The organism is Hephaestia caeni, assembly GCF_003550065.1.
GTDB lineage: Bacteria > Pseudomonadota > Alphaproteobacteria > Sphingomonadales > Sphingomonadaceae > Sphingomonas > Sphingomonas caeni_A.
The window spans coordinates 553,638-576,080 of the sequence record NZ_QXDC01000002.1; the positions used below are offsets into that span (position 1 = coordinate 553,638).

General features: G+C 62.5%; 9 protein-coding genes. 1 reads left to right on the forward strand and 8 read right to left on the reverse strand.

The features are described from left to right. Nucleotides 1-45: 45 nt before the first annotated feature. The 8 genes from DFR49_RS02550 to DFR49_RS02585 form a co-directional block, all read right to left on the reverse strand. Nucleotides 46-9,660, reverse strand: a complete 9,615-nt coding sequence (locus DFR49_RS02550; RefSeq protein ID WP_119034384.1) for a filamentous haemagglutinin family protein — start codon at nucleotides 9,658-9,660, stop codon at nucleotides 46-48. Then, nucleotides 9,632-13,120, reverse strand: coding sequence for a two-partner secretion domain-containing protein (locus tag DFR49_RS02555; RefSeq protein WP_119034385.1), 3,489 nt, complete (start codon nucleotides 13,118-13,120; stop codon nucleotides 9,632-9,634). The genes DFR49_RS02550 and DFR49_RS02555 overlap by 29 nt, the downstream gene beginning before the upstream one ends. A gap of 259 nt (nucleotides 13,121-13,379) precedes the next feature. Then, nucleotides 13,380-15,050: a putative porin gene (locus DFR49_RS02560; protein ID WP_170150895.1), complete on the reverse strand. Its 1,671-nt coding sequence runs from the start codon at nucleotides 15,048-15,050 to the stop codon at nucleotides 13,380-13,382. Between the two features lie 173 nt (nucleotides 15,051-15,223). Then, the gene (locus DFR49_RS02565; protein WP_004211574.1) at nucleotides 15,224-15,955 is read right to left on the reverse strand and encodes a hypothetical protein; all 732 of its coding nucleotides are present in this window, start codon (nucleotides 15,953-15,955) and stop codon (nucleotides 15,224-15,226) included. Between the two features lie 163 nt (nucleotides 15,956-16,118). Beyond that, complete coding sequence (locus DFR49_RS02570) at nucleotides 16,119-16,538, reverse strand: ExbD/TolR family protein (protein ID WP_004211573.1); 420 nt, start codon at nucleotides 16,536-16,538, stop codon at nucleotides 16,119-16,121. Between the two features lie 28 nt (nucleotides 16,539-16,566). Next, nucleotides 16,567-18,288 carry a DUF2341 domain-containing protein gene (locus DFR49_RS02575; protein ID WP_004211572.1) on the reverse strand — a complete coding sequence of 574 codons (1,722 nt, stop codon included), beginning with the start codon at nucleotides 18,286-18,288 and terminating at the stop codon, nucleotides 16,567-16,569. Between the two features lie 346 nt (nucleotides 18,289-18,634). After that, complete coding sequence (locus DFR49_RS02580; RefSeq protein ID WP_245968204.1) at nucleotides 18,635-20,398, reverse strand: ShlB/FhaC/HecB family hemolysin secretion/activation protein; 1,764 nt, start codon at nucleotides 20,396-20,398, stop codon at nucleotides 18,635-18,637. Continuing rightward, nucleotides 20,391-21,191 carry a helix-turn-helix transcriptional regulator gene (locus DFR49_RS02585; RefSeq protein WP_004211570.1) on the reverse strand — a complete coding sequence of 267 codons (801 nt, stop codon included), beginning with the start codon at nucleotides 21,189-21,191 and terminating at the stop codon, nucleotides 20,391-20,393. The genes DFR49_RS02580 and DFR49_RS02585 overlap by 8 nt, the downstream gene beginning before the upstream one ends. A gap of 368 nt (nucleotides 21,192-21,559) precedes the next feature. Between DFR49_RS02585 and DFR49_RS02590 the strand changes: the two genes are divergently transcribed. Further along, nucleotides 21,560-22,351, forward strand: coding sequence for a secretin and TonB N-terminal domain-containing protein (locus DFR49_RS02590; protein WP_004211569.1), 792 nt, complete (start codon nucleotides 21,560-21,562; stop codon nucleotides 22,349-22,351). Nucleotides 22,352-22,443 lie beyond the last annotated feature (92 nt).

Consider the following 22,443-nt stretch of genomic DNA (forward strand, 5'->3'; position numbering starts at 1 on the left):
TAAATCTCCAATAGATATCAGACTATGGGTGTCGGTATCTTCCAGTTATCTACAATCGGGATCGCCGGGCGTATTGGGATCGCAGCGTCCGTCGCTGGCGGGTCCCAGCACATCTACCGTGATCAGCGAGCGCTGATCACGTTGGTTGTTGGTGTTGGCGGCCTGGGCGGCCTGAGCTGCGATGGCCGAGGCAGCATCCTGCGGCGTCGTCACGGTCACCTGGGCCGTTGTTGTGGGAACGCCGCTGATGGCACCCGCCGCCTTGAAATTGTCGGCATTGACCACCTGCGCCGCCGCCACGGCGATCCGCCCGGACGCTCGCACACCAGCGTCTCCCGCATCGACCAGGCCCACCGGCGCGATCAGATATACATCCGATGGCAAATCGTCCGGCCTACGCTGGAACGCGCCGATTCCCGCTCCCGCAACACTGCCCGCACTGTTCACCTCGGCCAAGCCGTTCTGATCGAAGCGGAGGGTGATTGGAGGGAAATTCGAGGCGCTCTTGGGCCCCTGTCCGGCGGCGAGATCGCCATTCGAGGACCACATGGTGATGTTGCCGGACTGCTGCGAGAAGACGCGGCTCTGGTTCAAGATGACATCGCCATCGGTGAAGCTGTTGATCCGGCCGCCTCGAAGCGTAAGCACCCCTTCGTAACCAAGCGGAATAGCGTCAAAGCGGGTAGAAATCGGTGACAGATTGCCGCCTTCGAATGTTTCGTGGACTGAGGCGCCGGATCCCGGACGCGTGAATGCTGTCAAGCGCCGCGATGACTGCTCGGAGGTGCGCACAACCGACCCAGCGATCAGGTCGCCGCCTGGGCCAAGGATGCTGACTGTGCCGCCCCGCGCGGTCTGGATGGTGGACAGACGCAAATCCATATTGCCCGTGAGAACACGTTTGGCCTTCAGCGGCTTTCCATCAACGATGGCGCGCACCGGCACGCCAAGCGGCCGATCCTCGCTGATTGTGGAGGGATCAGTCGTGTAGGGCGCGAGATTGTCGGTATAGCCACGCTCCGGCGAGAAGAGTGTGTTCACTGCCCGGTAACCGCGGACATATTGCAGGTAGGACGGGCTTTCTGTCCTGGCGGGCTGCGACAGTTCGTTGAAATAGAGCGTGTCGATCAGGAAGTGCTGCTGGCGCAGAAGATCAATGTCGGTGAATGCGGCATAGAGCTCTCTCGTCTTTCCGTAGGCCGCGCTAGCAAGCGCCTCGCCCGACGGCGAGCTCGTACCGAAGATTTCAGTGAACGCCGCCGGGTCATTATCGCGCAGCCAGTCGGCGAGCATCGGCGCATAGATCGGCTTCGTCCGGTCAGGCTTGCGGTTGCCAAAACTGTCGGTGACCTGCTCGAACAGGTCACCGTCGAGCTTCGCGAAATTCTCGGGGTTGAGATAGGTCTCGCGGAGCGCTGCATAGTCGGCACCGCCCTTGATACCGAAGCGTACGCTGACGCTTGCCCCTTCATCCGAAAGCCAAGGGTTGTAGTCGTTGCCGATCGTGCGGATCCCGCCAGCGCTATCCGCACCGCCCGCCCGGACCGATGAAACGAAAGGCCCGATATCGCCGCCCGCCTCGACGATGAAGGCGCCAGGCCCACCGAGGATAAAGTTGTTGGATTGGACATAGCTGAAGCTACCGTCACTGCCGATCGTTCCCATAACATCGCCCTCGGCGCGGATGCGGGTCGTGTCACCCGCCGCCAAATTCTGGCCTTGGAAGAACAGGTCAACGATGTCGCCGCCCGCGGTGATGCGCGCCTGCTTGGGCAGGAAGATCGCGCCGCGGTCGATGCTACCGTCGGTATGGATGCGCACCGGCTGAGCGTCTCCGGCATGAGTGATGCGCTGATTATGCTGCAGCCGGAGCTCAACATCGGTGGTCATAGGGGTCACGCCCGGCAACTGGAAAAAGCGTTGACCGCTCGAGAAACCGCCGCCGACCTGCCCGGGGTCGCTATCATCCATGCCGATGACGAGGCCCTTGATGCTATCCGCGCTCAATATCCGCAATTGCCCGACCGCGGACGGATAAAGGATCTGGGGGCTGTTCTGGGGTAGTTCGACGCTCGCCGCGAGAGACGTGAGCGCCATGCTTGGCGGGAGAATTTGCGAGAAGTCGATTTCGCGGCCGAACTCCGACCTCGCTGACGGAAATTGTCCGAAGTCCTTGGGATCGCCGAGGCCGGCGGTCTGTGCGATCCGCGCGGTTTCGACGGTCGACAGCGAGAACGCAGCCGCAGGAGAATAGAAGCCTCCGGATCCCTGGGACTGATCCAGACCCAGCGCGGAAACGCTGGCGAGAATTGCCGATCCTCCCGCCGAAATGTCGACCACCGCGTCAGCGAGGCGCACCCGTAGATATTGTGGTGTCTCCGCCGCGATGGGCTCACGTCCTCGGGCCGCAATGTCACGGCCTGCATGGATTTCCGCACTTCCGGCCGCGATGTCCGCCGTGCCAGCCAGAATATCCCTCCCGACCGCCAGCGAGAGATCGCCACCGCCGAAGGTCAGCATGGTCTTGCCGGCGTCGGAAAGCGTCGTTGTCGCGGTCGAACCGAGAACGACGGTCAGTTCAGAAACGTCACGTCCCGCTGTCACGCTGACATCGCCGCCAGCAAGTCCCCCTACGCCGGAACGGAAATAGCCGTATGCGAGACCGATTTCGGTATCGTCACCAATAGTCCCGGTCCTCCACGGCTGGGTGGATTGGAGCCCTGCGGTTCCGAAGGCATCCGTGCTTGTTGCGCCAAGCTCACCTCCCGAGTAGCCTTGCCCCACCGTCCCGGTGAGCTGAGTCCATTCGTCACGTCGGCCGAGCACATCACGCCCGGCATCAAGGGACACATCGCCGCCGCCATGGGCCAGCACCGGCATGTTCCCTGAAATGCCCTTGGGCGAAGGGATGAAATCCACCGCGTCGGCAATAGGCGACAGGTAAGTGCTGTCAGGTGTGAGCGACACAATCTGATCTGTGCCGACAATACGCCCACGAACATCCGACGGCGCGACCCGAACGCCGGCCGTGTAGATCGCCGCGGAAGCGAACTGCACCGCATCCGTCGAGCCGCCAAAATAGCTTGGCGCCGAAACTTGGGTGCCGTCAGCACGGCGATAGACCACCTGCTCCCCGCCCCGCAGATCGATGTCGCGCGACGCGGCCATCGCAATATTGCCATCGCCGCTGCGGACTACGGTACGAACGAAGGCCTGGTTCGGCGCGTTCGGCGTGGTCTGCTGGTTGGCGTTGCCGTAGCGGATGATCGGCGGGGTCCGATTGACGCTATAGCCGGTGCGCCCGCTCGCGAGGCCTGCCTGATAGGTGGGCTCGAAGCTCTGCAGAAACGCAATGACTTCGCTTAGCGGCGCGATGATCCCCGTTGGGTTGGTTGCATTGCCGACAAAGCTATAGCCCTTACCCTCAAAGAAAAGCCGTGCCGCAGCGCGTGTGTCCGCGCCGAGACCTGCCGTGCTTCCCCAATTGAGCTGGGTATAGGCGTCGTCGCGCAGGAGGTTGAGGTCAGCCGTGGTATCGGTGAGATCGAGCGTATCGCCGATATCGAAGCTGATCTTCGACGGATCGTTGGCGGCGCGTTGCAGGCGGAATTGCAGCGGCCCGTCATAGGCGACCGTTCCGGTCGCGGTGATGCGATAGCTGTATTCGCCCTGGAGCGTGACGTCGGCATTGAGCGCCCGGTCGACGACCAGCGGATTGGCCGAGAGCGTGTTGCCTGTACCCGCGACAAGCCGAATGTCCGACGAGTGCATGGCCACATCGCCGTCGAGCAGCGAAAAGAGCTCAGCGAAACCAAGCGCGTTGCGGCTTTCACCGCCAGCATCTGCGCCGTTGCCGGCCAGCGACAGTGGCGAGTTGATATTGGCGGCTCCGATATATTGATCACCCTGAGTGGCAGCCGTGGTGAGCGAAATCGTCAGCGTGCTGGATGCACCGGGATTGGCACCGGTGCCATAGGAAGCAATATTGCTACAGGAGCCGCTCGCGCCACCGCAGGAGAACTGGAGCGCCGGCTGCCAGGTGCGATCCCCGCCGCCAAGCTGCCAGTTGATGTAGTCGACATCGGACTTGTCACGGAACGTGAAGAACCCGTCCGAGATCGAGCGGTTGATCGTGAGGTCGTTGCCCGCACGCAGGGTGACCACCGGCGCTTCACCGCGAGCCGAGCCACCGTCAGTGCGGTACAGGAACGTCGCAAAGCGATCGAGGAGCTGGCCTTCCTTACCGGGCACGACCTTGTAGCGTGGTTCGCTGCCGGTGCTGATCTCGGGGATCAATTCGAGGACGCCGGCATCGACCGCCGCTTGCAACTGCGCGGGCGAGAAGCTGGCGGCGGCGAGGTTCCACTGGCTGGCGGTCTCGATGCTGCCGGTCGAGGCCAGCTCGACCCCGGGACGCAGGCGCATGCCGTCAAGGCTCGAACCATCGACCGTCGAGACGTCGAACGTCTGGATGAACCGGACCAGCGAGCTCCTGCCGTCGGCGAGCGCCATGTCGGTGGTGAACGGGTTAGCGCCGGTCGCCCCGAAGTCGAGCCGGATCGCGCCGTCATACCCGCGGGTGATGCCGCTATAGAGGCCGCTGTCGGCCATCGCTTCGAGGTCGTAGCGCTGGAACGCTTCCAGCTGCACGCTATCCGCGCCAAGGATAGTCCCGCGTTGACTCAGAGCCACCTTGTCGCGGTTGCTGCCGATCACCGGAGCGCGGAACGTCACAGTGCCGCCCTGATCGGGCTCGGCGTAGCGATAGATGGTGACCGGGCTGCCGGTGGCGGGATCGGTGATCACCTGCGGGATCATCCGGCCGACACCCGGCTCAGCCTGGGTGCGCCGCGCACCGACATCAATGGTCGCGCCACTGGCGATGGTGAGCGTAGCGCTTTCCGATCCGATGCCGATCGTGACGTCGCCGGCCTTGGCGGGCCGGCTGTCGGTATCGGCATAGCCGGTGGTGTGCGTGTCGACCTTTGCGGTCGAGGCGAGCGTCACGCCGTTCTGGCCCCAGAGCGCGATATCGCCGCCGTTGACGGCCGCGTTGCGCGCGGCATCGGCCGCCATGCCGGTGACATCGACGCCCGAGGTGTCGAGCGTGCCGGCGATAGTGATCGATCCGCCATCGGCGGTCAGCGTGACCGACTGCGCCTTGAGGCTCCGGCCCTCAGCGAGGTCGAGGCTACCCGCGCCGGTGCGGACCCAGACGTCTCCACCGAACTGGGTGCCATAGCTCTCGACGAACCCACCGAAGTCGAAGCTGCCGGTGCCGCTGTCGAGGGTGAACGAGCCCTGCCGCAGCGCGGCTTTGGCCGGTGCGCCATCCGTTGCTTCGGCGTCGGGGTCGATGGCGAGGCCGGGGTTGAGCGCGGCGAGCAGGGTGACGCTGCCGTTGCCGGCAAGCAGGTTCAAGGTGCCGGCGTTGCCCTTGCCAGTGTCGGTAATCAGCGCCGAGCCTGCATCGGTGGCGATGCTGCCGTTGGCGCTGAACAGGTTGAGCGTACCGCCGCCCGCCGAGACCGTGACCGGATCGACCTCGTCGCCGAAGGTCTTCTCGTAGCCCGGTACCGACAGGGTAGCGCCCACAAGGCTGATATTGCCTTCCGACTGCACATCGATAATGCCGGCGGTCGCGCGGATCGTGGAGCCGCTGATCCACACCGTCTGCACCCGATCGTCGATTGTCCCGAACGCTATGCGCGCACCGGGCGCCGCATTGCCCTCGATCTTGGCTTCGGGGTTCGCCCCGGTCGCGCTGATCGCCACGGCACCGCTGGTGAGGAAGGTGTAATCCGGGCGCACGGTCTGGTTGCGCGGATCGGCGGCGGCAGTCCGTTCAGCGATGAACGGCGTGTTGAGCGTCAGCGCCGCGCTGCCGACATCGAAGCTGCCCTTGCCCTCGACATAGAGGCCATCCGAAGCCGCCAATGTCACACCATCGGCAAAGCCGGACGCGCGCACCGTATTGTTGGCGAGACTGATCGTTTTGGCGCCAAGGCTGAGGCTTCCCGCGCTGCCGCAGAGCGCGCTGGTCGCGCAGCCGTCGGCGGCATTGCCGTTGTTGGCGAGACGGACGTTGCCCGCTTCGATCCGCACGGCCGAACCGGCGGCAGCCTGTGCGTCAGCCGCAAGGCTGGCGGTGTCGAGCACCAGGTCGTTGAACCTGTGCGTGCCGGCCGCGAACCGGATCGAGCCCGGCGAGCGCACCGTCAGCCGCTCGGCCGCGCCGAGCTTGGCCGCAAGGACCGTGCCGATCACGCCGGCTTCGCCCGAAGCGTCAGCGCTGCCGGCGAAGTGGATGTCCGCGCCCGAGATCGCCGCATATTTCGCGTTGAAGTTGGCGCCGTCGGCGACCACGAACCGGCCGCTGGTGTCGAGAGCCAGGGCTTCACCGCTCAACGTCGCAGCCCCGATCGCGATCGCGCTGTCGCCGGTGCCCGTGCGCGCAACAAGGCGCTCCGCACCATTGGCGAGCCGCAGGATTGATCCGGCGCCGGATGCCTTGTAATCAGCGCCGGTCTTGATCGCGGGATCGCCGGTAGCGGCAAGGCTTGCTCCGTCTTCGATCGCGAGCACGGAGCCGGTGCCTCCGACCGCGAGCAGCAGCTCGCCAGCAGAGAGGTGCGCGTCGCCGGCGACCGTCAGGTTAGTGGCCGAAGCCGTGACCGTCGTGGTGCCATCGGCATTATCGCTGCGGCGGCCGCCGACCACTAGGCTCGGCGCATTGAGCTTCGCCAGCGTGGTGTCCGCGATCAGCAAAACACCGTCCGCGGCTTCCACACCTTCGGCGGCGATCAGGATGTTCGAGCCGAGGATATCGATCTGACCCGCCTGGCCGCCTTCGCCGGCGCGGAGATCGAACGCACCCGCCAGCTTCAGTTCGCTCAAGGGCGCGAGCACGACGCGAGCCGCGTCGAGCGGCAGGCGCGGACGCCCATCGGGATCGCGGCCCGTCAGATAGTCCGAGCCGCTCGTGGTCTTGATGCTCGAATATTTGGTGAAGACTTCCTTCGTCTGCACCGTGAAGCTGTGGCGGGTCGACTCAGAGATCCCCGTTCCGGCAAAGGCGTAGGTGCCGCCGACCACGACGCTGCCATCGAGGAGTTGGGTACTCGTGCCCGGCAAGGGCGCGGCCGAGCCTGTATTCTCGACCAGGCGCAGCGCCCCGGGGATCGCCATCGCGTACTTTGCGGGGACAAGCAGGTATTCGCCGCCAGCGATGCCGTGGCCCCCATCAAGCGTGACCGTCTTGCCCGCCTGCGCCCCATGGAGATCGGCATAGTCGGCCGAGTAGATCGGGTCGTAGGGCGCGATCTTGCCGGCATCCGCGACTGGCACCAGCGCGTAGACCTGGCGCTGATCGGCGAACTGGTAGCCGGTCCCGGTGACCGCGTCATAGCCATTGGCGCTGAACGCATCGCGGTTGAAGCGGTCGAGCACGTCGCGTGAACCGCCCACACCCGACTGGAACTCGTAAGCGTAGACATCGCCGCCGCCGCGGCCGTCAATCAGGGCACCTTTGGCCTGCACGATCGAACCCGCAGACAGCACCAACTCTCCGACAGGAAGTTTCGTCAGCGGCGTGCCAACAGTCGGGAAGTAATATTCCACACCGTCCGTGGTCGTGCCGTAGGGAACGGTCAATCCCGCGCCCGACACCGAGGTCACGCTGCTCGCGCTGAAAGTCAGCTTCTCAGTAGGGGTCGATACCAGCGATCCGCCGACGCCGATCCGGGTCGGTGTGGTGCTGCCGAACTCGAGCAGGCCCAGCGGCGCAGCGATATAGCCGTTTTGCACAATCTCGTGCGCCAGGACGCGAAGATGCGTGCCTGCGGAAAGTGGAGCAGGCGCTTTTGGATCGAGGAAGCTGTTCCCGAAGGTGATCCGATGGTCGTCAAGCGCTGCGATATCGAACGGTCGTTGCGAGTAGCCGCCGGAAACGCTTGTCAGCGCGCCTTCAAGCATGCCCTGCAAATTGCCGGTGCCGGTCGTCGCATAAGTTCGGCGGGCGTCGATCAGTATGTCTGCGGCTGCGACGAGAGCACCGTCATAGGTAGGGCGTCCCGGTGCCTGTCCCCAGTCCACCCCGGTCAGGCGCATATCGCCGGGTGTCGCGAAGGTGAGCGAGGCTATGGATCGCTCGAAGCCAATGGCTCCGGCGACGTCGATGCCCTGGCCGCCAGCAATCAGTCGGACATTGCCGTCACCTTCGAGGCCCGCAACGTCCGGGGTTCTTCCCCACCGACTTGCCAGCCGCACATAGCCGGCGCGCAGGGTCGCATCCGTTCCGGCCGTCGCTCCGATCGACACCGCCGCGTCCGCCACATAGGGGTTGCTTGCTACAAGCGGATCCTGCGAGGTGACGATGAGCGCCTTGCGCAACGCCAGATCGAAGGAACCGTCAAGGGTCAGGCCCTTGCGTGCGATCAGCGTGTCGAAGCCGCTCCCGGAAATAAGGCTGGTGGTAAGATAATCTCTCGCAGCATTCCCGGTCCCGATCGTGGGATCCAGCCATTCGAGGGTGCCACCTTCCGCCTGATCCACCCCGCCATAAGCGTTGATCGGGGTCGTGCCGAGGGTGCCACCGGCCAGCACCGAGATCATTCCCGCCTTGCTCCATCCGAGCCAGGGGGTGATCACGCCGAGACTGCCGGCCATCTCGAAGGTCGCGCTGGCGCCGCTGATATCGAGTGCCGATCCGTCTTCCCGCACCAGCGCTCGACCCGACATCGCGACATCGCGTTGACCCGGACCAACCAGTCGTCCCACCTCGTGGGAAGCCTCAAGTCGAACGGAACCACCGTCGACTACACGTCCGGTCAAGAGTTGCCGGCCGCCGATAATCGAGGCGCGGGGATTGGTGATCGCGATACCGGAGAGGTCAGTCTTGCTCCCAGCAGCGAGCACGATGCCATCAGCCGTGTCGACCAGCCCCAGGAAATGGATCAACCGATCGGCACCGTCCTTCGAAACCAGTTCCGCATTCGTCAAAAGTCGACCACGATTGGTTGGATCGGTGAGCCCTGCCGCATTCTCCGCACTTTCGAGGAACCTGCCCTGACTGTCGATCGCTCCACCCAAGGTATCCGATAGATCGCGCACGCCAAGGCCGCCGACGATCAGGCTGTCGACCAGATCGTTACGCTGGACAATCGAGCCGCCGTGCAGGGTGATGGAGCCGGCATTGTAGAGCTTGCCGATCATGATCGAGGCTTCAGGCGCTCCCGTGACCGTGCCGCCCGCCATGACGTCGAGTTCGGTCAGACCGCCAAGCACCAGGTGCGCCGCCTTGCGATCCCAAAACGCGACATTGGTGGTCGGCCCGAGGAAGGATTGTGCGAGCAGGCTGGAGCCGGTGCCGAGACCGCGTAGTGCCTTGCTCTGGTCGGCACTCAGCAGCGTCGGCAGCACCCACTGGGTGAGATCGAGGGTCTCGCCGTTCTGGACGACGAAGCGCGTCGTCTCCAGGAACGCAGACTTCGCCACCCGGTCATTCGCGAAAAGGTCGTCGACGATGCGCGAGCGGTAGCTGGAGACATCCAGCGTGCCGAAGCCAGTCTTCTCGAAGAAGTCGAAGCCGATATGCGTACTTCCGGCCCGGTTGTCAGAACCGAAGCTGATATTAGGCGCTACCAGCGAGAACTTGCCCACCGCCAGCGAACCCGAATCCCAGGATCGACGCGTTCGCAATGTCGACAGTCGAGCGCTGGGTGTCGGGAACCAGGCTGGGCAGGACCGCCGCCCTACTGTTCGCAACCCCTGGAATAGGGGTGAACTCAACCGACTGGGTTGGCGCGCCGCCGACTGGCCACAAAGACAAGCCACGCGGTTCATTGAAAAGTATGCCGCTATCGGTCAGATGGGGCGATGCGTAGGTGGTTTGATTGACCAACGATACATTGCCGCCTTTGCCGTCGAGCACCAGGCTGCCGGTGGGGGTGACATAGCCTCCGGAGGTGACATCCAGCGTGCCAGAAACACGAATGCTGCCCGACAGATCCGCCGCCTGTGTTGCCGTTGCCAGACTGTCGCCAATCGCGACGAAGACGTTGGGTGCGACAGTCAGGCTGATATTACCGCCATTGCGATATGCGCCGCCGAGCGCCGCGCCGGAACTCTGATAATCATTGACCCACTGGCCCGCCGTCGAAAGCTTGCCAGTTACGACAACATCGAACGGATTCAGGGCGCCGGGGTCAGCAGCATAGAGATAATTGCTGCTGATATCGTCGCCATTGCCGTCGCCATATAGGCCTTTGCGGAAGGCCGAGCCGTTGCTGACAGTGGGATTCAAGCCCACAAAGAGGTCGTTCAGCATTTGCCCCGACAGCTCTGTTCGGGACGCAATAGTTCCTGATGCCACAGTGACATTCCCGTCGAACCGGATGGTGCGACCGGCTTCGACCGAAAGAATCCCACCCGGCGTGAGCGTCAGATCCGATACCCCGGTGATGCGAAGCGCGTCGGGCGTCTGCAGCGTGACCGGATTGAGCCCGGCAAACGTCACCATGCCCGCAGCGGTGAGCGAAAGCTCGGATAGCCCCGCGGCGTTGAGCATCGCGTCGGACAGCAGAAGTTCGGCACGGTTGGCTTCCACCGTTTCGCGCGTGCCATGATAGACCAGGACATCGCCGAGTGATGAAATCGACAGCGCACCGCCTGAAGGCAGTTCATAAGGGCTCGCCTGCAGCGACCTGCCTAATGAGGCCGGCATCTGGCTCGGCTTGCCGCCACCAGCGATCTGTCGCGCGCCTGCAAAGGCATTGGCGTGAACAGTGCCCTCAACGGTCACGGCCGCACCGCTGATTATCAGCGCGCCAGCGTCGCGGCCTTCGTCATAGGCGACATCGCTACGCTGGCGTTGGCCGGCGCCGAGCTGCCAGCTTCGCAGCATGCCAATGCGCGGCTGGCGCACCTCGGTAGTGCTGGTGATGACATCGACATAGATATCGTTCGGATTGGCGCGGGCGATATCGACGATGCGGCCGTCAGCGGTAACCAGCTTGGTGGCCTTGATCGCGCCCGCGGCATAACTGACCCATCCGCCCGACATGTCGATCGCCGCGCCGTTGGCGACATGCACGCTCGGCGCGTTGTCAATGGTGATATTGGTGAAGTCGATCGGACTGCTGGTCGTCAGTGTGACCGAACCGCCTTTAGTCATGAACTCTGACGCCGTCGTGGGGATCTGGCCTGCGATGCTCCCGGCTTCGATCAGCGGCGAGCCCACCCAGGCGACGCCGTCCTCGCGCACACCCGACAGGCGCGGGTCGATGAAGATCGTCTTGCCGTTGAGCGAGAAGTTGCCGTCAACCTCGACCTCGCGATAGTTAGGGGTGTCGCGCAGCTCGCCACGCTTGACCGGAGCGATCTCAATCGAGTTGCGCGACGCATCAAGCTTGACATCCTTCAGCCCCGACACGTCGATGAGCGCCCCCCGCGCAATGTCAATGCGCCCAGGGTTGGCAAGGAGCAGCGCGTTATCACCGACGGGTGAGGTCACTTTCAGCACGCCGATCGCGACATCGGCTCCAGGTGCATGGATCAGCGCGTTCTCGCCCATGGTGAAGTTGGTGGCCAGCAAGGCTCCAAGCTTCTGGCTTGCCGTGAGAACCTGGGTGCCGATCTCGATCTGCGATTGCTTGAACCCGGCAGGCTCATTCGCGGTCCCCTGCGGGATCGTCTCGCCATTGTCATCGGGCGTGATGACCAAGGCGCCCGCCGCCGCCGCATTCGCGCTGCCGCCTAAAGCGATCTGACCGGCGGTGAGCGAAATCTTGCCGTTGCGCGCAACGCTCGTGGTCGCCGACAGCAATCCATTCTGGGTGATGGCCCCCTCTGCGCCGGCCCCGAGCGAGATGTAGCCGCGCTGCGATTCGATCAGGCCATTGTTGACGATCGTGCCATCGGCTTGCCCTGTATAGGCATAGCTGTTGAGCATATAACCGCGCACATAAGGATCAAGGCCGCTGTCGGCGCCGGTCGACTGTGCGTAGTTGACGGCGCGTCCCGCCTGCAGACTGACCTGCCCATCGATCGCCCTTAGCGTTCCGGCATTCTCGATGTTGGGCGCGGTGAGCATGATGAAGCCGCCGGCGCCACCGCTGATGCGTGCACCGGCATCGACAGTAATGCCGCCTTCGCGTTCAGCGGAAAACCGGGTGCCATCTCCCTCCGTCACGCCCGACACAAGGAGGGGCGAGACCGAGATGCCGCCGGTGGTGCCATTGGCGGGCGTGAAGAGACCGAGTTGCAGATAGGCGGCGTTGCGCTCGGCGATCGTCGTAGGCTCGACCAACCGGGTGCCGTCGACCCCAGGGACGAACTTCGCCGCGTTGCCCAGCTCGAGCGTGGAGGCGAGCAGGGAGTGTGTGTTAACCTGTGAGCCCTTGCCGAAGATGATGCCGGCGTGGTTGAGCACCACGACGGTGCCGTCCGCCTTGAGGTTGCCGAGGATCAGCGAGGGATCAGTGCTATTGGTGACCCGGTTGACCGCAACCCAGCCGGGCTGCGCGGTCCCGTTAGACTTCTGATTGAACTGCAGCGTCGTGTTTTTGCCGATATCAAACCGGTTCCAGGACAGCAGAGCCCGCTCCTGGTTCTGGTCGATCGTCACCGTGACATGGCCGTCGGCGCCAGTCGTCTGCGATGGCAGCCCAGCACCCTGCCACGTCTTTAGGCCGGTGATGTCATATTGCGCCCCGGCGCTGATAAGCAGTTCACTGGCGCGCCGCGTGTTGCCCGCACGTGTCGCCGCGATCGCTTCCCGGATCGCATCGGTGGGATCGAGACCATTTCGATCCAGTCCATCCACCACCGGGCCGCGGTCGACCGCTGCCTTGATGGAGGCAATGTAAGAGCGAATTTGATCGACGCGGCCTTGAGTACTTTGCTGACGCTGCAGTGCGCCTTGCATCGTGCCCGAACGGACCGGCACGCCGCCTGTCTGGTTCGGGGCTGGACGCGGCTGCACTTGGCCGCCGATGGCAGCGCCCAACGTCTGAGCGGTGGCAACAGTCGGAAGTCCCCCGGTCGCAAGCGCAACGAAGCTTGCTCCGAGCAGGAGGAAACGACGGCGCGCGGGCGAGGAGAAGGAAGCACCAGACATCATGAGAAGGCTCCGATCGGCAGGAGGCCGAACAGCTGAGAAGGAAAAATTCGGCGAAAACGAAGGCCTCGGCGCACCTTGATCTCAGAATGCGAGAGACGGCTTTCGTTTGTTACGCTTGCAAAATTGAAGCGGTGATCCCCCCTCCCCTTAATGGCGCCGCCGGAACGACCCGGCGACGCCGCCGTGCCCACGCGTTGAGAGGCGCCGGCGAGCACGGCCAAGGCTGAACCTTGGGTAAAGGAGAGGGCGTCACTTACCATCAGAAGGCCAGGCCAAGGTCGAGATGGAGCACGTCGATGCGAAGCGGGGCGTCAACGATCTCACCTGCGGAAAGCCAGCGGCCGCCGATGGTCACATTGTTAAACGGAGCCCAGGCGCCGCCAATGACAAAACCTTTCGCGTTGGTTCCACCGAGCCGGAAATCGGAGTCGGTGAAGCTGTCAGGGACCGCGTCGCTTTCGAGATACTTGTAGGCAGCGTTAAACGCCCACGAACCGCGCTTCGCGCGCCGCGGATTAACGCTGAACAAAGCTGGATCGCCGATCGAGAGGTAAATCCCATAGCCTTCGTTGCCACCCACGAAGCGCGCGGGATTGGTGGCGTCGCACACCCCCTGCCGCGGATTGGTCGGATCGGTGATCTCAACGTTCGTGATCGGTGCGCCCTGGTTCCCGCGAAGGCAGTTATTCTTCGGATCGAACCCGAAGTTGTGGAGGAAGTTGCCAGTGAGGCGCGCCTGCACGCGCTCGGAGATCGGCACGCTGACCGAGGCATTGAGGTCGAGCACGCGGTAAGCGTATTTTAGGCCGAGATACTGCGGATCGAGAGGATTGGCGGGATCAGCATAGGTAAAGTCGATGTCCCGCAGGTACATCAGCGTGTTGCCCTTACTTGGCCAAAGCGGCCGGAGAAGGTCGGTCGAACACTCGACATTGCTCGCGGAAAAGACGTCGCACGGCTCCGATACATGGCCACGAAGGTATGTGAAATTGTGATAGGCCGCACTGACGTTGACATCGATGCCGCCACCGAAGGTCTTGCCGAGTTCGGCCTGGGCGGTGAACAGGTAGCGATCGCGCCAATTGCGCTTGCCGACCGAGGTTTCCGGGAAATTCTCGGGCTCGAACTGGAGCGGGAACGCGCCGCCGCGAACAGCGAACCGGAAATCGTCGTTGCCCAGAATGCGCGTGATGTTCGCTTCACCGTAGACGCCGTCAAAGGCGAGATCCGGGTCGAACATGAGATCGGTCGACCGAAGTGGGTTGTCGAACCGGCCGAGCATCGCGGTCACGCCGGGGACGAGCTCCCCTTTCACATAGGCGTTCTGGATCCAGACATCGCGCTTGCGGAAACCACCCGTCAGGCTGGAATTCGTCGAGATCGGTCCTGGATCGTCACCCGTCGCCAGCTGGAAGCCGAGCGTGAACCGATCTGCAACCTTGGCTTCAATACCGATCCGGCCACGGACTTGCATATTGTTGCGCTTGTCACGCGTTGTGTTGAGCGTGGGGAGCAATTGGCCGCCGAAACCCGAGACGTCATAGGGGCCATTGTTGTTGAACGCCGCCACGTCTGTGTAGTGCGCTACCGCATTGTCCCGACCATAGAAGTGCGACGCCGAGCGGAAACGGAAATCTCCATGAATTTGGATATTGCGCGTCCAATCGGGTGCCGCTTCGTCAGGCGCCGCCCAGCGCTCGGTCCGAGCCTGCGCCAATACTTCCTGGCGCAACTCATCCTTGATCTGCGCACGAACCGTTTCGGGGACATAGGGAACACGGACTGCTCCGGCCGGCGGGGGCGCGAGTTCAGCCGAGCGTGCAGGCGGAGCACTCGCCGCGCGCTGCGCCGCTTCCGCTTCGGCACGTCGCATCAACGCCTGGCCCTTTTCAGGGCTGACAATGCCTTCCTCAACGAGCAGCTTGACCATCGTCGCCACCGCGCTGTCAGGCTGGGCGGCCTGGCCTTGAGCTTCCTGCCCGAACGCAGGCGCCGTAACCAGCACCGCTGCGCACAACGATGTGGTGAGCATCAATCGTCCAGTTTGCAGAAACTTCAATCGCTGTGACATTCTAAATCCCCTTTGCCCGCGCGGGCTGATAATCAGAGGGAGCTCTTGCGCCCCCGAACCGTGACAAGTTGTGGAAACACCATGGCCTGCGGCGGTGGATCGAGCCCGCGGACCTCCTGCAGCAAAGCCGTGAGCTTCTGCATGTCTTCGTCGCTTCCGCCCCTGGCATTGCGAAACGTTACGCCTGTGATGCGACCATCGCGTGTAACGGTGAGCGAGTAGTCTGCGGAGAAGACGAGGCGACTAAGCCGTGGATCGTCCTGAACGCGCTCCTGCAGTGATGACTTGAGGTAGCTGGTGTACATGCCGACCGACATGCCGCCGCCGGAACCACCGCCGCCCGGTTTCCCACCGATGCGGACGCCGCTGCCATCACCCACCGCAAGGCCGCCATAAACAGGCCCCGCCCCCTCCCTCGCGGTCAGCGCATTGTCGCCCGGCGAAGGATCATTGTTGGCTTGCGGCGGTGGCGGTGTATCGACCGGTTGTTCGATCGGCGGCGCGATCGTCGGCTCAGGCGGCTGTTCGATCGGCTTCGTTTCTGGCGGTGGAGGCGGTGGCGGTGGAGGCGGAGGGAGAATGACCTGCGTGGTTTTCATTTCGTTGGGCCGGTCGCTGACCGTTTGCGTACCCAGGAAATTATAGCCGATCGCGATCACCAGCCCGATGGCGACTACTGCCAGAATCCGACCGAAAGTGATCGGGGACTTTTTCCGGCGCGGACGATCGGAGCCGTCCGGAAGCATCAATGACGCGGCAGCCATCACCGGCCCCCTCGCAATGGCGCGCACGCACGGAGAGCCGTCCCGGGAAGCTTCTCCTGGTTAGGAGACCCGGACCGACCAACGACAAATCGGGTCAGAATCCCGACTTGATCCGTTGCCCTCACGGCGATTGAAGGATCGATATAAAGCATCGGCCCTCCCCTCAGGCCCCGCCGCCGGGCGGACGCGTGGACGCCATGCCGAGGCTGGGCACACCAACCTTCGAGCATAAATCCAGAACCTGCATGACCTTGTCATACTGGACAGCCCGGTCCCCGCGCAGGATCACGGCGAGGTCCGGAGTCGTCGCGATGCTGGAACGAAGCTGCGTTTCCAGTTCCGACATCGACACCGGAATCGCGTCGATCGACACCGTGCCGTCGTTGGAAACGGCAATGACCCGGCTCTTCTGCGCCTCCAGCGTCTTTGCCGACGAAGCGGACGGCAGGTCCACCTTGATCCCCTGCACTGCCGCCGTCGTCATCAAGATAAAGATGATGAGCAGCACCAGCACGACATCGACAAACGGTGTGATATTGATTTCGTTGTAAGGCTTCTTCGGCCCGCCGACTTGCATACCCATGACCCGAACTCCTTATCCTCTGAGGGGCTCAGGCCGCTTGGGCCGCTGTGGGGACATCCTGCCAGGTCTCGGCGATGCGCTTCTCCAGCTCGTCCACGAAGATGTCGTGGTCGGCGGTGATCTCCTCGATGCGGCTGAGCAGATAGTTGTAGCCGAACAGCGCCGGGATCGCGACCGCGAGGCCCGCAACCGTGGCAAGGAGAGCCGCGGCGATACCCGGAGCGATGGCGTTGATGTTCACTTCACCAGCGGCCGCGACCGAGGCAAAGGTGATCATGACGCCGAGCACTGTTCCGAGCAGACCGATGAAAGGGCCACCCGAGATGGCGATGGTCAGCAGCACCAGACGGGCATTGAGCTTCTGGCCTTCGCGCACCCGGCCCGCATCAAGCGCCGAACGGATCGCAGCGATTGACTGCGCGCGGATCGCGAAGCGGCTTCCGGTGGCCTTACCTTCCTTGAGGCGTTCGGTCAGTTCTCTACGGCCGATATTGTAGAGACGGCCCAGAGTAGAGTCCGCAGCGGCATTGCCTGGATCGAACGCCGGTAGCCCGTCATGGTCTCCTGCGCGCCGTGCCTGGCTGTTATAAGCGTCGAGGAAGGCTTCGTTTGCGCTCCTCACCTTGGCGATCAGCAGACCCTTGCTGATCATGATCGCGATCGCGACCAGCAGCATGAAGGCACAGATCAGGATGACGACCCAGGCGTCGAAAGTCAGCGCACCGAACAGGATCCCGAAGTGACCGTGACCGCCGCCGGACTCGACCTGCTGCGCGGTATCCGTGGTGACGAGTTTCGCGGTCTGACCTTCCGATGCAGCAGCAAGCTGAAAAGCCGCCTGCGGCAGCGCGGCGCCGGCCACGCGGAACTCGTCGATCTCGCCCTTGAAACCCTGCCCCAGAACCGGGGCGCCGCTCGCCGCAGCAAGCGCGCCGGTCACTTCACCGGCAGGCTGACCGTTGATGTACACCACGGTCTTGGTGCCGTCGTTGACCAGCGCGACATTGGCCCAGGCGTCGGCAGCCAGCGCGCCGCCTGCCGAGCGATTGCCGCCCTGATCGATGAAGAGTTGGCCGCCCTCGGCTACCAGGCTCACGGCACCCGGCAACACGAAGATCGTGCCGTTACCACCAGGCTTCACCCAAAAGCTGATCGATAGCGGACCGGCTGCGAAAGCCCCTGCCGGCAGTGCGACCGGGGTCGCGCCATCGAGGACAAGGCTCGAACCGATCAGACCTGCCGCGTTGCGACCCGCAGTGCCGGTGGAATTGTTTGCATTCGAGGTCGCGTCCTTGGCCGCACCCTCATCATTGAAATGATAGACCAGACGGTAATCCGGCCCATAGGTTCCCGCAACATCCTGCGCCGCGGCAGCCTTCTCATTCCCGTAATAAGCGTAAATGGCCGAGGCCGCGCCGGGCTGCAAACCCTGAACATCAACCCACACCAGAGCCTGTTCGTCGGCCGGTGACCATTTTTCAATGTGGAACTTCAACGGCGTGCGGTCGTCCCCCGCGACAAAGCGCAGGTCGGAGCCGTCGGCCTTCACATCCTTGAAACTGAAGTTGCCCGAGTGCAGGCGGATCAACACCGGCGCGCGCGCGACTTCGCCGGTGACCCCGGCGGCCTGGGTGTTGAGGTTGATCTTCGTGCGATAGCTATAGTCCGCTTCCCACCAAGCCATCGCTGGTGTCGAGAAGGCTGTCATCGCAGCCAGCGGTAAAAGCCATTTAAGTTTCATTCGACCCATGTTGCCGCCCCTATTTCCATATCGCTTGCTGCCCGCATTGGGCGGTTGATCCTCGCGCACTCGCGGCGCCTGTTGCTGCTGGTGGTCGCTGGGAGGTCATCCCACCCAAATTCTGTTTCTGCGGGGACAATTCTCCCGCCCGGTCTTCCGGGGATCCCTGGCGCTGGGCGTTTGGGGGAGCCGCCAAGCTGCCCTGAGGGAATTCCTGGCCCGATCGATGGCCACGACCGCCCCGACTGGTCGGAGAAGGACGATCGCCGGAAGATGACCCGGTCAGACGGGCTCCGACCAATGCTCAACACCGCAAACGTAAAAGACGGCGACGCCCGATGATGGAGCGCCGGCATCAGAACTCGCCCCTGATAGTGAAGCTGTAGCGTGGATCGCCCTTGTCGCTCGTGGGCCCATTGCGGAGCGGAACGCCAATCAGTGCCTCGCCCGTCACCAGGTTGAACAGGTCGAAACGCACGCCGCCACCGACGCTCACGAGACGGAATGTGTCGGTCTGGCCGGTCGACGGCGCCCGCACGCGAGCATAGCCTAGATCGCTGAAGGCAAAGAGCCGCATCTCATCGACAAGCGAGCTCAAGGAGCTGCCGAAATTGGGCGAGCGCAGTTCGACCGAGGAGATGAAGCCATCGTCGCCGACGGCCTCAGAAACATAGTAGCCCCGGACGTTCGACATGCCGCCAAGCGAGAATTGCTCATTGGTGACGAGGCTGGAATCGGCAAGCTGGCCGGTAAACCGGAGTGCGACCTGCCAATCGCGGCGCAAAAGGCGAGTGTAATTCAGGTCCATGTTGAGGTGGACGAAGTTCTCTCGGGCGTCGACGGCGCGGCCCGTGAACTGGTCCTGCGGAATGCCAGTCTCGCCATTGCCCAGAGAACAGGTAGGCACGCCTTCCGGTATGAACCCTTCAGCATAAGGCGATTCAAAGCAGACGTTGCGCCTGACCACGCGGAGGCCGCCGGTGACGCCCAGCGTCAGTCCATAGGTTTCCTTGTCGTTTCCACCGCTCAGCATGTACTCGGCAACAAGAGGCACATAGCGGATTTGGGTCGGTTGAAGATCGGTCCCTTCAAGGCTCAGCCGTTCCTTGAACGATTTGAAGTCTGGTCCGAAGCTGATCTGCTGGAAGCTGCTCGTGCTCGGCAGGCGATAGGTCGCGCGAAGGCCGATCTGATACCCGTTACCCAACACGTTGGTGCCGCCAAGCGCCGCGACATTGCTGTTCGACCTGTAGCCGTAGAGCAGGAAACCCCAGGGCGTGCCGATAAGCGGCGCATTGTAGGAAGCCGAGATGACCGCACTCTGGTCGGTATCCTGCGGCGCGATCGAACCTGTGACCGACAGCGTATGGCCCTGGCCCCAGAGATTGGAATAGCGTGCAGTGGCGCTTGCGCGCAGGGATCTGGTATTGGGGCTATTGTCGTTGTTCAATTCGACCGACCCGTGGAAAGGGGACTTGTCGTCGACCTTCAACTCGACATCGACGGTTCCCGGCTGCCCACCGGAGCGAAAGCGCGGGGTGATGGTACGGTCGGGGAAGCGGTTGGCTTCGGCGACATCACGCTGAAGCGCTGCGATATCGATTGGTTGACCGGGAACAAGTGACGGGACGTCACCGCGGACGCTCTTGTCCGAATGATGTTTTGCATCGACGATACGAACCTCGCCGAGCGGCACTTCATGGATAGCCAGCTGGACGATCCCCTGCGCGAAACGTTCGCTGGGCTGGATCGGAATCTCGACCTCGACCGCCTCATAGCCTTTCGCGGCATACGCCGCCTGAAGAGCCTTTTGCGCAGCGGTCACATCGGCTTCGTTTTTATCAGGTCCAAGAAACGGGTAGATGATCCTCTCGATCTCGGCGTTTGAGAGTTTGGTGGCGCCCACGACGTCGATCGCGGCGATTAAAAAGCTTCCCGAAGCCCTCACCGGCTCTGTGTCTGCAGCAGAGGACTGTTCGGCATCCTGATCACTTTGCGCATAGGCAAATGACGGCTGCACCACTGCCGCCAGGGCAGCAACGAACGCTAAGCGCGACGTGAGATTAGCACGCAGGCCAACGTGCAATTGGGAAGAGAATGACATGCGCTTCTCAAACATGGATCATGCCAGACCCAATTGCGATCGCGACCGCGTTGATCCTGTTGGTCCCGCCAAGCTTGAGCGTCGCCTTGGCTAGATGGGTTTCAACTGTTCGTACCGATATTCCAAGACTGCCGGCGCTTTCGGCAAGCGCCACTCCCGCAGCTGCATTGCGCAAACAACTAAACTCGCGATCCGAAAGCAGGACTGATGACCGCGTCCGAATGGTGATCAACTGCTTTGCTCGAAGGTGGAATTCGATAGCGAGCGTAGCCATCTCGTGCCGCCGCTGCTCAACCGCCGAGATCGCTTGTGAGAGCTTCTCGCTGAATAGGCTGATATAGGCTGGTCCCGACAGATAATCCTGAACGGGGATGACGACACCTGCTTCTACACCGCGCAAGCGTTCGATGCTCAACCAGGCACGTTGCAGATCGGGGAGAGACAGATCGTCTTTAGTCGACCAGACAAAGGGGAGGAAAGATTGGACGATTTGCGAGAGAGCGGGATCTCCGGCACGCCACGGCTCCTGCCCGTTCTCCAATGTGGAGAGGAAACGGAGCGGCGGGCGTTTAGCGGTCCTTCCACCTTGCGGACGATGCCCGACATGATGGTAGCGAGCACCGTCGAACCCCATCTCCGATGCGAGCTGTTCTAACCAGTTCTCGAGGTCCACCGAAGAGGCGCAATCCTCGATCGGGCCAATTGCCATGACCGAACCGCCCTCCATAACGAAGTGCCGCACCCACGAGACATCGAGGGCAACGCACGCATGATCAAACTGGCGCTGAAGCGCACCACCCGCTAACATCTCAACGACCCCCTTAGAGCTCCTGAAAAATGGACACGGTGAGCACGTGAATCTGGCAAGAAATTCGGCAAAGTTTTTTTCTTCGCCTACACGCGGTTTCGTCATAAAATTGAAACAATAACGCACTTACTCGACAATGAATCATGTATCGCAGGCAAGTGATTCACTGTTCCGTAAAATCTTGACGATAATCGCTAGTGAAAATTACATTTGGGAAAGTCATGTCGATGACATGATCTTGTTCACATAGATGCCGCCGAACGAACGCCGTCATACGAATCTCCCGCAGGAGAACGGAAATTAAATTTATTTCTAGGTTCTGACCTTCAAGGTCATACCAAAATCGGAGCGGTGTGAAGGAAGGTTGGATGCGATCAGGCGGCGCCGCTCAATACAATTTCTCAGGACAATCGGCTCCCCAACAGGCCCAGCATGTCCTATTCATCGCCCTGATGTCGCTACCTCATGTTCTTCGTAGCCTGGCGGCGGCGCTCTCAATTTGCCTTGCCATCCTCATGTACTCATTCGGAACGAGTGCTCATGCTCAGCCAGAGGCTTCCGAAACAGTTGTATCATTCGACATACCCGAACAGCCCCTTCACGCCGCTTTGGCGCAATATTTCAGCATCACTGGCGTTCAACTGCTATATGACAGCACCTTGGCCTCGGGGCTTCGATCGACCCGTGTGAAAGGCAGGTTCACGCCTCGCGAAGCGCTTCGGCGTCTCTTGACCGGCTCGGGACTCGTCGTTCGCTACAGCGGGACGGACGCCGCTATCATCACGACACCGAGCGGTAACAACCAATCTTCCCTGGTCCCGCTCGGACGCATCGTGGTCAGGGAACAGGTCGCGACCATGCGACTGCTATCGGCTGAACGGCTCGCTTATTATGGCCTGCTGGAGGAAGAGCTGTATGCCTACCTCCATGCAAGTGCAGGCACGGAACGGCTCAATTTCAGCCTGATTGTCCATCTCAGCATTGATGCAGATGGCACATTGAGTGATGTCGTCGTTCACCGCAGTAGCGGTAGCGCCAAAACCGACCTTCTGGTGATCGACGCGCTCCTGCGAGTTGCGGTGTCTCCCCCGCCCGACGGCCTTCAGCAACCCCTTGCAGTGGCGCTACGCGGGATGAGAAATGGCCAGCGGCGACCGTGATAGCACTTATCGGTGAAATTCTATGACGACCGAGGCCCCAACTCATCCGGGCCGTCTGTGCAAACGCAAGGGGGGCTGAAGGCCCTTTCGAA

Excerpts from the sequence above, each read along its gene's own strand:
- DFR49_RS02555 (WP_119034385.1), bottom strand. The coding sequence starts at position 13,120 with ATGATGTCTGGTGCTTCCTTCTCCTCGCCCGCGCGCCGTCGTTTCCTC.
- DFR49_RS02560 (WP_170150895.1), bottom strand. The coding sequence starts at position 15,050 with ATGGTCAAGCTGCTCGTTGAGGAAGGCATTGTCAGCCCTGAAAAGGGC.
- DFR49_RS02565 (WP_004211574.1), bottom strand. The coding sequence starts at position 15,955 with ATGGCTGCCGCGTCATTGATGCTTCCGGACGGCTCCGATCGTCCGCGC.
- DFR49_RS02570 (WP_004211573.1), bottom strand. The coding sequence starts at position 16,538 with ATGGGTATGCAAGTCGGCGGGCCGAAGAAGCCTTACAACGAAATCAAT.
- DFR49_RS02575 (WP_004211572.1), bottom strand. The coding sequence starts at position 18,288 with ATGGGTCGAATGAAACTTAAATGGCTTTTACCGCTGGCTGCGATGACA.
- DFR49_RS02580 (WP_245968204.1), bottom strand. The coding sequence starts at position 20,398 with ATGTTTGAGAAGCGCATGTCATTCTCTTCCCAATTGCACGTTGGCCTG.
- DFR49_RS02585 (WP_004211570.1), bottom strand. The coding sequence starts at position 21,191 with ATGTTAGCGGGTGGTGCGCTTCAGCGCCAGTTTGATCATGCGTGCGTT.
- DFR49_RS02590 (WP_004211569.1), top strand. The coding sequence starts at position 21,560 with ATGCGATCAGGCGGCGCCGCTCAATACAATTTCTCAGGACAATCGGCT.